Raw genomic sequence first — 11,857 nt, 5'->3', positions numbered from 1 at the left:
GGCTCAGCTTTCCCCGATCTCACGTGCCAGCATAGCATCGGCGATGGCCAGCGCATCCACGTTGATTGCGACATCGTGGACGCGAAAGAGATGCGCGCCTTTGAGCCTCAGGATAACGCTGGTGGCCGCGGTCCCGGCGCCTCTTGCGGCTGCGTCGCGGCCGGTGACGGTGCCGATAAAGCGCTTTCGCGATGTGCCGGCCATCAGTGGAAAACCCAGCGCATGAAGCTCGGAAAACCGTGCCATCAGGTCAAGATTTTCCGCTGCCGTCTCCTTGGCAAAGCCGAAGCCCGGATCGAGCACGATATGGTCGTCGGCAACACCGCTCCGCCGCGCGATTTCCAGCGACTTCCTGAGGAAGAAGAGCTGATCGGCAATCACGTCGGGCAGTTTCTGCCGGTCCCGTCCAGTGTGCATGACGACAAGGCCAGCGCCGGTTTCGGCCGCGACGCGGGCAATGCCCGGTTCGCGCTGTAGGCCCCGGACGTCATTGACGATATGCGCGCCGGCTTGGACGGCAAGCCGGGCCGTATCCTCGCGATAGGTATCGACCGAGATCAGCGTTCCGCCAGACGTCGCGAGCGCCTCGATGACCGGCAATATGCGAGCCTGCTCTTCCTTTGCGGAGACCGCAGACGCCCCGGGACGTGTCGATTCTCCGCCGATGTCGATGACGGAGGCCCCCTCCTCGACCATGCGGCGCGCCTGGGCCACTGCTTTTTCCGGCGCATCGAACAGGCCGCCGTCGGAAAAACTGTCCGGCGTGATGTTGAGGATGCCGACGACCACGGCCTTGCCGCCAATGTCGAGATGGCGTCCGTGCGCCAACTGCCATCGCCCTGTCATCATTGCCCATCAACCATGTTCGATCCCGCGGCGTGGCCAGGGATCAATTCCGTTGCGCCGGAGACGGCGGTAAAGCAAGGTGGGCAAAGAGGCAACACGATGAAACGATCCCTCCTTTGCGCCCTGATGCTCGCCCTGACCGCATTCCCGGCCGGCGCTGCAACTCTCGTCAAGACATATAGTTATTTCCCGATCGGCGGCAGGACGCTCGACGACATCGAGACCCAGCTGTCGAAACTCGGGCCTCAGGTGAAAAGCACCGGGTCGCGGCATCCAGGCGCTACCCAGATGGCGTTCACCACCCGCGTCAGCTATGCGCAAAAGCCGGGCTCGTGCTGGATTGCCGACGCTGTCGTCACCGTCAAGGTCAAGGTCATCCTTCCTGAGTGGCGCCGCCCGCGCAAAGCCGATGCCGGCGTCAGGCTGTTCTGGGATACGTTGTCCGCCGACATCAAGCGCCATGAGGAACGCCACGTCGAGATTGCCAAGAACCACGGCCGCGAACTAGAAGACGCCTTGAAGGCGAGCTACCCGGAAAAGACCTGCGAACTGGCAAAGGCCAAGGCCGCAAAAATCACTGCGGCCATGCTTGCCAAACACGACCAGGACCAGATGCGCTTCGATCGTGTCGAAAGCGCCAATTTCCAAAGCCGCATCCTGCGGCTTTTGCACTATCGCATCGAGCGCATTGAGAACGGCCGACTCGCTCCCGGCTGAACTCCGCGTCATCGGACAAAGCCAATTTTGCCGAAACATAGTGCCAGCTTCGGAAAACTTTCGAGCCGCTATCGAAATCGGCCTATAGCGAACGACATATGCCAGGTTCGCAGGGATCAGCCTCCGGCAAACGCCAATCGGCGTACTAGATGCTTCCCAGCCCGTCGCGGACGTGCACGCAGGCATAATGGATGAACGGATATGGACCAGGCTGTCGACAAGCAAACGATGGTGGAAACCAGCGCGCCGCTGACCGAAACCGAGAAAAACGCCATCATCGGCGGCGTGCTTTTGTCGATGCTGCTGGCGGCGCTCGACCAGACCATCGTCGCGCCGGCGATGCCGACAATGGCACGTCTGCTCGGGCATGCCGAATATCTGCCATGGATCGTGACCGGCTATCTTCTGACCGCGACCGCCGTGGCGCCGCTCTACGGCAAGATCTCCGATATTTATGGTCGCCGGCCGACCGTCTATGCTGCAATCCTGATCTTTCTCGCCGGCTCGCTGGTCAGCGCCACGGCCCCTAACATGCTGGTCCTGGTTGTCGGCCGGGCGATCCAGGGCGCCGGCGGCGGCGGCCTGTTCGCCCTGACGCAGACCGTGATCGGCGACCTCGTGCCGCCGCGCGAGCGGGCCCGATACGCCGCCTGGATCTCGGGCACATGGGCCGTCGCCAGCATCGCCGGGCCGCTGCTCGGCGGCACCTTCGCCGAACATCTGCATTGGTCGCTGATCTTCTGGATCAACATTCCGCTCGGCCTGCTGGCCATGGCGATCATCAACAACCCGCTCAAGAAGCTGCCGATCGCCGCAAAACATCACCGCATCGACGGCCTCGGCGCGCTGCTTCTGGTCGCGGCCACCTCGCTGCTGCTGCTTGCCTTGAACTGGGGCGGCAGCGAGTATCCGTGGCTGTCGCCTGAAATCCTTGGACTGCTCGCCTGCTCGGCGGTGTTCTGGAGCGCGTTCGCGCTGCGGCTCATGCGCGCGGCCGAACCGCTGATCTCGCTCGAAGTGCTCGGCAATCCGATCGTTCTCGCCGGCACATTGTCGATGTTCCTGCTGCAGGCCGCCAATGTCGGCTTGTCAGTCTATCTGCCGGTCTACCTGCAATCGGTCGTCGGCCTGTCGGTCAGTCAATCGGGCACCGCGTTGCTTGGGCTGATGCTCGGCACGGTGGCCGGTGCGACATTCAGCGCGCGAATGATCCCGCGCTTTTTCCACTATAAGCGCATTGCCATGATCGGAACTGTTTTCTCGATCCTGTGCCTCGGCGTGCTCAGCCTGGTCGCCGGGCATGCCTCACTGTTGCTCGTCGAGGTGTTGACGACCTGCGTAGGCCTGGGCACAGGCACGACCTTTCCGGTTGCCACCGTCTCGGTCCAGAACGCCGTCGATCGTATGCACCTTGGCGTGGCGACCGGCGTTCTCACCTTCCTGCGCTCGCTGGGCAGCGCGCTTGGCGTCGCTATGCTCGGTGCCGTCGCCCTTGGTTACGGGCTGCCGCTGGCCAGCGAAGGCACGCAGCCGGCCGGCCATATCGCCTCGGCCATGCCGTTCGTGATGATCTTTCTTGCCGCGGCCGCGATCTTGCTGTTGTCGCTCATCACGCTCTGGCTGATGCCGGAGAAAACGCTTCGCGGCCATGCCGAGGCTGTGGCCCCAACCCTGGCCGAATAGACCTGTCCGGCGAAATCCGGCGAGCTTCAGTCGACCACGCCGAGCTTCTTGTGCAGGCTGGTCGACGAGGTCGTATACTGGAATACGATGCGCTCGCCGGGGCTGATGATGCGCTTGGCTGCCTGCGCCATTAGAGCGACCTCATGGAAGCCCGACAGGATCAGCTTCAGCTTGCCGGGGTACCAGTTGATGTCGCCGACGGCGAAGATGCCGGGAACCGACGTCTGGAATTTTTCGGTGTCGACCGGGATCAGGTTCTCGTGGAGGTTGAGCCCCCATTCGGCGATTGGGCCGAGCTTCATCGTCAGGCCGAAGAACGGCAGCATCCGCGTGCACGGCACTTCGACATCGCCCTCCGGCCCCTTGATCGTGGCCGAGACTAGCTGGCCGTCGCTGCCGGTCAGGCCAGTCACCTGTCCAACCTGGAATTCCAGCTGCTTCATCTCCTGCATGGCGTACATCTTGTTGACGCTGTCGGGCGCTGCGCGGAATTCGGGCCGCCGGTGCACCAGCGTCACGCTCTTGGCGACCGGCTGCAGGTTCAGCGTCCAATCGAGCGCCGAATCGCCGCCGCCGACGATGACGAGGTCATGGCCGCGAAAGTCCTCCATCCGGCGCACCGAGTAGAACACGCTCTTGCCTTCATAGGGTTCGATGCCTGGAATCGGCGGCCGCTTCGGCTGGAACGAACCGCCGCCGGCGGCAATCACCACAATTTTGGCTTCGAACACCTCGTTTTCGTCGGTAATGACGCGGAAGCTGCCGTCGTCCAGCCTTTCCAGGCTCGAAACCATGCGGCTATAGGTGAATTCGGGCTTGAACGGCGCGATCTGCTCAAGCAGCTTGTCGACCAGGCCTTGCGCCGAGATCGAGGGCCAGCCCGGAATGTCGTAGATCGGCTTTTCCGGGTAGAGTTCGGCGCATTGCCCGCCGGGCCGGTCGAGTATGTCGATCAGATGGCACTTCATGTCGAAGAGGCCGAGCTCGAATACGGCAAACAGGCCGACAGGCCCTGCCCCGACAATGAGTACGTCCGTCTTGGTGATAGCGGTCATGAAGCATGCGCCTTTATGGGAAAACGGCGCGACACTGCATGACCATTGGTCCGCTGCCAAGCGGCAGCCGCAAAAATCGGCTTCAGCCCTGGCGGGCCGGCACGCGCACGACCAGCCCGTCGAGAGCGTCGCGCACCTTGATCTGGCATGACAGCCGCGAGTTCGGCTGGACCTCGTAGGCGAAATCCAGCATGTCCTCTTCCATGGCTTCCGGCTCGCCGACCTCCGCCGTCCAGGCTTCGTCGACATAAACATGGCAGGTCGCGCAGGCGCAGGCGCCGCCGCATTCCGCTTCTATTCCCGGCACCGCATTGCGGATCGCATTTTCCATGACGGTCGAGCCGTTTTCGGCATCCACGTCAAAATGCGTGCCGTCATGGGCGATGAAGGTCAGCTTGGTCATTTGTCACCTGAAGGGAGTCTGAGCCGACATAATCACTCTGCCGGACAAGTCAACTGCGGCGCCAAAGCGCCGCTGTGTGGCGTTTTGGGAATAAGCGCTATCGGCTGATGGCGGCGACGAAGTCGCGAACTTCTTCGATCAGCGAGCCAAGCCGCTTCAGCGTGCTGGCGTCTTCGGGCCGGCATTCGATCGCGCTGGCGCAATCGGCAATGGCGAAGGCGCCGACCCCGCGCGCCGAGCCTTTGAGCCCGTGTGCCAATAGCAGCCGCTGCCTGACATCCGCATCGACGATCTTGTCGCGCACCGAAAGCGCCTGCTGCACGAACAGAGCCAGCACCTCCTGCTCGAGGCTCCGATCGCCCATCGTCTGGCGCGCAAGATGCGCCAGGTCGATCGGCCGCGCCCCGGCTGTCCCCGACACGTCGCCGCCGGGCATCGAGAAGGCAATGCCGTTTTCGCCACGTATCACTTTGAGACTCCGTTCTTCGACCGCCGCAAAAACTAGGCGTATCCGGTGGACAACGGGTTAATGATTGGCCCGGAAAAATGTCGCGATAACGGCGCCGGAATCACGGCTGTGTTAACCTTATATTTAAAGTTTTACGTATCGGGCGGAATGCATGTTTTCTTTACCCGGCTGTGTCATTACGATACGACAGGTCCATTTTCAGCCTCCTGCGCGGGACACGCTAGGCACAATCAATAAGCAGAACCATAAGTCCCGCGGCAGCTTGTACAGGGTAGCGAAGGCATGGCGAAGAAACCAACGACGACAAGAACGCTCGACAGCGACGTAGCCAGGGAACTTGAAAAGGCACTTGAGATCGATCTGAGCGGCGATGCCGGCGGCGACTTCGACATGGCTGCATCCATGGAAGATCTCGAAGCGCAAATATCGCAAGCCGCCGACGAGCTGGCGCGCGAAGGTCGCAGCCAGAACGAAGCGCCTGCCCTGGACCAGACCCAGAACGCGGCACCTGCCGCCAATCAAAGCCAGATCGCAAATCCCGCGCCAAAGGCCAAGCAGGCTGAGTTGCGTCCTGTCGCAACGCGCAATGGCTCGCAGCCGGCAGCTTTCTCGCCGGCCAACGACGATCGTCAAAAAGACTATAAGACGCTCCTGCACACCCTCAATCGGCGCGCCTCGAACACGATCTACTGGGTCGTGGCTTTCGTTTCGCTGGCCTGGATCGCCGGCGCTGGCGGCCTTGCGAACCTGTTGTTCGGACCTGGCATCTGGAACATCCGCACCTTCGATCAGTTTTTCGCCCGTCCGGAGCTGATCGGCCTGGCGGTCGCGGCAATCGTGCCCGTCATCCTGTTCTGGGCATTCGCAGTGATGATTCGCCGCGCTCAGGAGATGCGCCTTGCCGCGCAGTCGATGACCGAGGTGGCCTTCCGTCTGGCCGAGCCGGAAAATCTTGCCCAGGATCGCGTCATGATGATCGGCCAAGCGGTTCGCCGCGAGGTGGCAGCCATGGGCGAAGGCATCGAACGCACGCTTGCGCGTGCCGTCGAGCTCGAAACGCTGGTCCACAGCGAGGTGAACCAGATCGAGCGCTCCTATTCAGAGAACGAGTCCCGCATCCGCTCGCTGGTCGACGGGCTGGGCAGCGAGCGCGAAGCGGTCGTCACCCATGCCGAGCGCGTGCGCGCCTCGATCACCGGCGCCCACGAGACACTGAAAGACGAGATCAACGCCGCCAGCGATATCATTCGCGACAGCATTCTCAACGCCTCGACCAAGCTGTCGATGACGATCAACGAATCCGGCGACACGCTGATCGACAGGATCAACGGAAGCTCGATGTCGATCTTCGATTCGGTGGAAGGCCGGCTCGAATCGATCACCGATCGGCTGTCGACGTCGGGCGAGGCCTTCGCCAGCCTGCTCGACACCCGGATCGCCAAGCTGACGGACACCACCGATGGCCTGACGCGGTCACTGACCGACCTGCTCGACGACCGCACGAGCGGCATGGTGTCGCTGCTCGGCGGTGCCGCCCGCACACTCAATTCGGAATTCGAAGCCAGCCTCAACGGCATCGAGCGGACGCTTGCTGAACGTGGCCAGGCGCTGATCAGCGAGTTCCAGACGCGGGCCGAGGCGCTCGACACCGGCACGCAGAAGCTCAACGCCGCGCTGGAGGCTCGCGCACGCCAGATCAACGAGACGCTGGTCGAGCGCGCGCGCGAAATCGCCCACACCTTCCAGGATAGCAAGGAGACGCTGTCGGCGATGATCGATCAGGGCAAGACCCAGATCGGCGCCGACATGGCCGACATCATTTCATCGACCTCGACCATGCTTGAAGCCCGCGCCGGCGATTTCGCCGGGCGCATGGAAGCGGCGCGCCATGTCGTATCGCGTTCGTTCGATACGGACATCCAGCGGCTTGCCGATGCTCGCGCCGGCATCGAGGAAGCCGTCGAGAACCACAGCCGCAAGCTTTCCGAAAGCCGCGACCGGATGGCGGCGGCAATGCAGGCCGATCTGGCGAAGTTCGCCGAAGGTCGCGCCGAAGTCGACGCAGCGGTGGCTAACCAGGTGCAGAAGCTAGCCGAAGGCCGCGGCCTGATCTCGCGCGCCCTTGAAGAGGATCTGCGCAAGGTCAACGAATCGCGCGCAGCGATCGACGCTTCGCTGGGCAGCCATCTCGAAAGCCTTGAAGAGGGTCGCAACAGGCTTGCCCAGGCCTTGAACGAAGACTCCGGAAAACTCGTGCAAGCTCGTACGATAATTGATGAAATGGTTGCCGGGCACGTCGGCAAGCTCGCCGAAGGCCGCAGCATCCTTTCGCGCGCGCTCGAGGCCGACCTCGGCAAGCTGGCAGAGAGTCGCGCCAGCATCGACGGCCTCGTCGCCGGTCAGGTCGAAAAGATCGCCGAGGGTCGCGCCATACTCGCCAGCGCGCTGGAAGCCGACATCGCCGGCATCAATGGCCTCATCGAGGCGCATTCGGCGAAATTGGCGCAAGACCGCAGCGGCCTTTCCCAGTCACTCGATAACGACCTGTCCGACATCAGGAGCCTGATCGCCGATCATTCTGGCAGGCTCGCCGATGACCGCAGCCTGCTTTCGAAGACGCTTGAAGACGATCTTGCCAAGCTGGCCGAAAGCCGGTCGAGCATCGATGGGCTGGTTGCCGGCCAGGTCGAGAAGCTGGCCGAAGGCCGCGACATCCTCAAGCGCGCGCTGGAATCGGACCTGAACGCGATCAAGGGCGTCATCGCCGGCCAGTCCGAAAAGCTGGCGGAAGACCGTGGCCAGCTGTCGCGGGCACTGGAGAGCGACCTGCAGGCCGTGCGGGGCGTTGTCTCCGATCACATGAACAAGCTCGCCGAAGACCGCTCGACCCTGTCGAAGGCGCTCGAAGACGATCTCGGCAAGTTGGCCGAAAGCCGCTCGAGCATCGATGTGATGGTTGCCGGCCAGGTCGAAAAGCTGGCAGAGGGCCGCGACATCCTCAAGCGTGCGCTCGAAGCCGATCTGAGCACTGTCAAGGATGTCATCGCCGGCCAATCCGAGAAGCTGGCGGAGGATCGCGGTCAGCTGTCGCGGGCACTGGAGACCGATCTCGAGACCGTGCGGGGCGTCGTCTCCGAACATATGAACAAGCTCGCCGAGGACCGTTCGGCCCTGTCGAAGGCGCTCGAGGACGATCTTGCCAGGCTGGCAGGGAGCCGGTCGAGCATCGACGGGCTGGTCGCAGGCCAGGTCGAGAAGCTGGCCGAGGGTCGCGACATCCTCAAGCGCGCGCTGGAAGACGATCTTGCCAAGCTGGCCGAAAGCCGCTCGAGCATCGACGGACTGGTTTCCGGCCAGGTCGAGAAACTGGCCGAAGGCCGCGACATCCTCAAGCGCGCTTTGGAGGCCGATCTCAGCACGATCAGGGGCGCCATCGCCGACCAGTCGCAGCTATTGACCGACAATCGCGCACAATTTTCGCGTGCCCTGGAAGCCGATCTCGGCAACGTCAACAGCCTTGTCGCTACCCACGCAGAGAAGCTCGTCCAGGACCGCTCGACCCTGTCGAAGGCGCTCGAGGACGATCTCGCCAAGCTGGCCGAAAGCCGCTCGAGCATCGATGGGCTGGTTGCCGGCCAGGTCGAGAAACTGGCGGAAGGCCGCGACATCCTCAGGCGCGCGTTGGAAGCCGACCTGGAGAGGCTTGCAATGAGCCGCAGCGAGGTCGACGAGATCGTCGCCGGTCATGTCGGCAAGTTGAGCGAGGGCCGCGACATGCTGACCCGCGCATTGCAGGACGATCTCTCCAGGCTCGCCGAAACGCGCAAGGACGTCGACCGTTCGCTGTCCGGCCATATCGACCAGATCGCCGCCAGGAGCACCGACATCTCCGATGCGATCGCTGCGGACGTAGAAAAGATCGAGCAGGCGTTCAGCCGGCAGACAGGCATCATTGAAGAGCGCGCCAGCACAATGGAGCGGGCGCTGTCGACGGGTGTCGACAACGTGCGCAGTGTGCTCGAAAGAAGCGCGGTCTTCGTCGCCGGCGCGCTGCGCGAGAAGGTCATGGAAGTTACCAGCGCGCTGCATGAGCAGGCGGGCGCGGCATTCAGCGATGCCGACCGCAAGATCGCCGAGCGCGCCGAGCAGACCTCGGCCGCCCTGCTCGCCAGGGCGGAGGACATCGCCCGCACCTTTGAAGAGGCGGATCGTCGCCTCGCCGCCCGCGCCGAGGATACGTCGAGCGCACTGATTGCCCGCGTCGACGACACGTCGAACAGCTTGCTCGCGCGTGCCCAGGAAACGGCCGATCAGCTGGCAGCCAGAGCAAGTGAGATTGCCGGCACCTTCGACGCGGCGGACCACAGGCTGGTCTCTCGCGCCATCGAAACGGCCCAGTCGCTGGCGGCACGTGCCGGCGACATCCTGCGCAATTTCGAAACGGCCGACGTGCGGCTGGGCGTGCGCATCGGCGAATCCGCCGAAGCGCTCGCGGCACGCGCGTCGGATCTCGGTCGCATTTTCGATGCCGCCGACCAGCAACTTATTTCGCGCATTGCCGAAGGCTCCGAAGCACTTTCGGCCCGTGCGTCCGAGATCGGCCGCATCTTCGAGGAGGCGGATCATCGTCTGGTGTCCCGCATTGCCGACAGCAGCACCGCCATCGGCGAACATGCCGACACCATTGTCGGTGCCTTCACCAGCACCGAGCAGCGGGTTGCCGAACGCGCCAGGCAGACTGGCCAGGAACTCGCCGTCCATGCCCGTGAAATCGAGCAACTGCTTGCCGGTGCCGACGAACGCCTGGCATCGAGTGCCGCCGCCACAGCGGTCCGCGTCGAGGAGCAGGTCGCCAGCGTCGAGAACCGCCTCGCCTACTCCGCCGAGACAATGGGCCAAAAGCTCAACGAACAGGTCTCGAATGCCGAGGCGCAGTTGGTCTCGCGCGCCAACTCGATCGCCGAAACCTTCACCGCGGTCGGCCAGCATATCGGCCAGAGCACCAATGACGCTGCAAAGACCATCGGTGCCAATACTCGCGAGCTCAATACGATGCTTGCGGCACGTTCGGCCGAAATATCGAAAATCCTGGACGAGACGGCACGGCCTCTGGTCGAGCGCTTCGCCCAGGGCGGCTCCGAGCTGCAAAAGAGCATGGAAGAGGTCACCGAACGTGCGACCGAGAAGCTGCGCACTCAAAACGCCGCCCTCGTCGACGCCCTCGCCAGCCGTACGGCCGAAACCCTGTCGGCCGTCGAAGGCGCGCGCTCGACGCTTGCCGACAGCGTTGCCGACCTCATCGGCCGCATGACCACCTCCAGCTCGCAGCTCGGTCAGTTGATCGAGCAGGCGGCGACCAATCTCGGCCAGGTCGACGAACGCCTGACCGGCAGCACGCAAAGCTTCGCAGCGACTACCGAAAAGACCGCGCAGACCTTCGCCAGCTCGGCGCGCCTGGTCGATTCGAACACGACGCGGCTCACCGAGCTGTCGTCCTCGACCTTGCGCGAGGTTGCCTCTATCGCCACCAAGTTCGACGAGCACAGCCGGTTGCTTTCCAGTGCCTCGGACCTGTTGAGCTCGGCCCAGAGCAATCTCGAGCACACGCTCGAAAGGCAATCGTCACTGGAGGACCTCGCGGTCGGCCTTGTCAAGAAATCGGAAGATCTCGAAAGGGTCATGCGCTCGTTCGAGAATCTGGTCGGCCAGACGCTGCAGAACGCCGAAGGCAAGACGCTGGAATCCGCCGACAAGATCCGTACCGCGATTTCCGAAGTGGTCGATTCGGCCACCAAGCGCTTTGCCGATGCGACCGAGGAGATGCGGCGTACCGCCGGCTCGATCAAGAGCGAGCTCGACCTCACCCGCGCCGAGCTCAAGAAAGGCGTCATCGAGATGCCGGAAGAGGCAAAGGAATCAACCACGGCTATCCGCCGTGCCGTTTCAGAGCAGATCAACGCGCTGAAGGAACTTTCTGAAATCGTTGCCAAATCTGGCCGCAGCACCGACAGTTCGGAACAGCGCAACCTGCGTCCGACGCCGCAAGCGCCTGCCGCACGCCCCGCCGAACCGCCACGTCGCCCGGCTCCGGCTCCAGAACAGCGCCGTGCACCACAGGCGCCTTCGGGCGAGACGGCGCTGCGCGGCACGCTCGACCTCGAACGTCCCGCAGACCAAGCGCCGCGCCAGCGCGACCCCAACGGCCGCACGCCGCAGGGCGGTTGGGTGCGTGACCTCCTGACCGGTGCATCACGCGAAGACGACGCCAAGCCGGCAGCGCCTGCCGAAGCGCCGCGCCCGGCTCCCGCTGCGCGTTCGCCGCTTCATGTCGTGGAATCGCTGAACTCGCTCTCGGTCGATATCGCACGCGCCATCGATCACGATGCCTCGATCGAGCTGTGGAACCGCTACCGGCGCGGCGAGCGCGACGTCTTCACGCGCCGACTTTACACGCTGAAGGGCCAGCAGACGTTCGACGAGATCCGCCGCAAATATCAGTCAGAGGCGGAGTTCCGCGCTGCTGTCGATCGTTACTGCGACGATTTCGAAAAGCTGCTCAAGGACGTGTCGCGCAACGACCGCGACAACATCATGGCGCAGACCTACCTGACGTCGGATACCGGCAAGGTCTACACCATGCTGGCCCACGCCAGCGGCCGCCTGCACTAAGCGGGCGACAGAGAA

The 11,857-nt window shown here is 63.4% G+C and carries 7 protein-coding genes; 3 read left to right on the top strand and 4 right to left on the bottom strand.

Going from position 1 to position 11,857, the window contains the following annotated elements; genetic code table 11:
* Positions 1-3: 3 nt before the first annotated feature.
* The gene (folP, locus tag NKJ91_RS11740) at positions 4-849 is read right to left on the bottom strand and encodes a dihydropteroate synthase (RefSeq protein ID WP_352455683.1); all 846 of its coding nucleotides are present in this window, start codon (positions 847-849) and stop codon (positions 4-6) included.
* A 96-nt stretch (positions 850-945) separates the two neighbouring features.
* Here folP and NKJ91_RS11735 point away from each other — a divergent pair, with 96 nt between their 5' ends.
* On the top strand, positions 946-1,563 hold the full coding sequence (locus NKJ91_RS11735) for a DUF922 domain-containing Zn-dependent protease (RefSeq protein ID WP_023674836.1): 618 nt from the start codon (positions 946-948) through the stop codon (positions 1,561-1,563).
* 201 nt (positions 1,564-1,764) lie between these two features.
* Positions 1,765-3,246: an MDR family MFS transporter gene (locus NKJ91_RS11730; RefSeq protein WP_352455682.1), complete on the top strand. Its 1,482-nt coding sequence runs from the start codon at positions 1,765-1,767 to the stop codon at positions 3,244-3,246.
* Between the two features lie 26 nt (positions 3,247-3,272).
* Here NKJ91_RS11730 and NKJ91_RS11725 read toward each other — a convergent pair whose 3' ends face one another.
* The 3 genes from NKJ91_RS11725 to NKJ91_RS11715 all read right to left on the bottom strand — a co-directional run bounded on the left by NKJ91_RS11725 (position 3,273) and on the right by NKJ91_RS11715 (position 5,170).
* Entirely contained in the window at positions 3,273-4,301 is a 1,029-nt protein-coding gene (locus NKJ91_RS11725; protein ID WP_352455681.1) for an NAD(P)/FAD-dependent oxidoreductase, read from the bottom strand.
* Positions 4,302-4,383: 82 nt separating this feature from the next.
* Positions 4,384-4,704 carry a 2Fe-2S iron-sulfur cluster-binding protein gene (locus NKJ91_RS11720; RefSeq protein ID WP_023674833.1) on the bottom strand — a complete coding sequence of 107 codons (321 nt, stop codon included), beginning with the start codon at positions 4,702-4,704 and terminating at the stop codon, positions 4,384-4,386.
* 97 nt (positions 4,705-4,801) lie between these two features.
* Positions 4,802-5,170, bottom strand: coding sequence for an Hpt domain-containing protein (locus NKJ91_RS11715; protein WP_292660938.1), 369 nt, complete (start codon positions 5,168-5,170; stop codon positions 4,802-4,804).
* A gap of 285 nt (positions 5,171-5,455) precedes the next feature.
* Here NKJ91_RS11715 and NKJ91_RS11710 point away from each other — a divergent pair, with 285 nt between their 5' ends.
* The gene (locus NKJ91_RS11710) at positions 5,456-11,842 is read left to right on the top strand and encodes an apolipoprotein A-IV repeat region-like domain-containing protein (protein ID WP_352455680.1); all 6,387 of its coding nucleotides are present in this window, start codon (positions 5,456-5,458) and stop codon (positions 11,840-11,842) included.
* The last annotated feature ends 15 nt before the right edge of the window (positions 11,843-11,857 follow it).

The organism is Mesorhizobium sp. M0040, from assembly GCF_040323505.1.
In the GTDB taxonomy this organism is placed as follows: domain Bacteria; phylum Pseudomonadota; class Alphaproteobacteria; order Rhizobiales; family Rhizobiaceae; genus Mesorhizobium.
The sequence above is the reverse complement of the archived record's forward strand: the minus strand, read 5'-3'. Positions and strand labels throughout refer to the sequence as shown.